Below are 1,467 nucleotides of genomic sequence, written 5' to 3' on the forward strand. Positions count from 1 at the left end.
ACAGTTTATAAAAAAGGTACCCTGCAGCTAGGCTGCGATCAGATGACTCCGGTATTGTACCGGAGTCATCTTTTTTAGATTCCATTGCTTGCGTGTTCCGTTGTAATACGCCATGTACTCATCCACCAGCTCTTTCAATTCATCCAGACTGGTTGCTTGTTTAACATCGACATCATCTTTAAAGTGGCCAAAAAAAGATTCGATGGGGGCGTTGTCGAGGCAGTTGCCCCGGCGGGACATCGATTGGGTCAATTTCATCTCCTTCACACGTTGTTGGTATTCAGGGTGGGTATAGTGGAAGCCTTGATCGGAATGAATCATCGCTTCCGGATGAACATTGCCATCCAATGCTTCCTTCAGTTTTCGTAACGTCCGATACACAATTTCCATCGTAAGCGTCGTCGTCACTTCATAGGCGACGATTTCACGGGTGGCGACATCTTTTACGGCGGACAGATACGCCATTTGCCCTGAACGGTTGGGTAGATACGTGATATCGGTGACGAATACCTTGCCGGGTTCATCTTGTTCAAACTTACGGTCCAACAGATTAGGGCAGACGGTGTGTTCCTGTGTGGCTTTGGCGATCTGCTTATAGGGATTCGCTCGCCGGATTTTGGAAAAGAGATTGAATTTGCGCATGAGGCGTAAGATTTTCTTGTGATTCATCGGCCTTTCCAAGAGTTCAGAGAGGACCATGTAAAAGGTGCGATACCCGATTTTCCCACGATGCGCATCGTAGATGCTTTTGAGCAACAGGTAATCCTGGTAATCCTGTTCTTCGCGACTAGCGTGATGTTCCACTTTCTCCAGCCAAGCGTAATAGCCACTCCGGCTCACTCCCGCTGTGCGGCAAAGGGTTTCTACCAACCTCTTCAGTTGGAATTTCCGAACCACCGCATTGATGGCTTCAAATTTTTCCGCTGGGGTCAGCTGCGTTTCTTCGCCTGCCTCTCGAGTTCCTCGAGCTTTTTTAGCAACTCATTTTCGGCTTCTAGGTATTTGATGCGTGCTTCTGCTTTCTCCAGCTTTTTCTCAGCTGAAAGATCTTTCTCAGAAGGGCGGCCCGTACTGTTCTTCCCACGACGCTCTTCGAAAAAAGCGTCTTCTCCATAAAGCCTGAACGTCGTCCGCCACCGGTTCAAGGATGAGTTCGCTTTTTTGGATCCAATAACGGTTAAATCAAATCCATTTTCACTAAATATCTGGGCCGGGCCTTTGCCTGTCTGGTATTCTTTCACCGCGTGGATTTTGAATTCTGGCGTATATTGAATCGCTCGATCGGATACCGAAGCGACATTCGGATTTGCCTCCAGGACCCGTTGTTGGTGTTCATTGAAAGTAATTTTACTCATCTGATCTTCTCCCGTCCAAGTTAGCTAAATTTAGTATACCGGGGTCAGAAAATAGAAAAAACCCCAAATGGGTCACTTTTTTTAAAGTGTCTACCATTTGGGGTGCGGTTCA

1 protein-coding gene is annotated in these 1,467 nt (G+C 47.2%); it reads right to left on the minus strand.

Annotation, left to right across the window (positions count from 1 at the left end; all coding sequences use genetic code 11):
• Window positions 1-27: 27 nt before the first annotated feature.
• A protein-coding gene (locus GJB59_RS13690; protein ID WP_142830930.1) for an IS3 family transposase occupies window positions 28-1,355 on the minus strand; the annotation gives its coding sequence in 2 pieces (ribosomal slippage) (window positions 28-977 and window positions 977-1,355; 1,329 coding nt in all).
• Window positions 1,356-1,467 lie beyond the last annotated feature (112 nt).

Origin of the sequence: Planococcus soli, assembly GCF_016881065.1 — a bacterium.
GTDB classification, from domain to species: Bacteria; Bacillota; Bacilli; order Bacillales_A; family Planococcaceae; genus Planococcus; species Planococcus soli.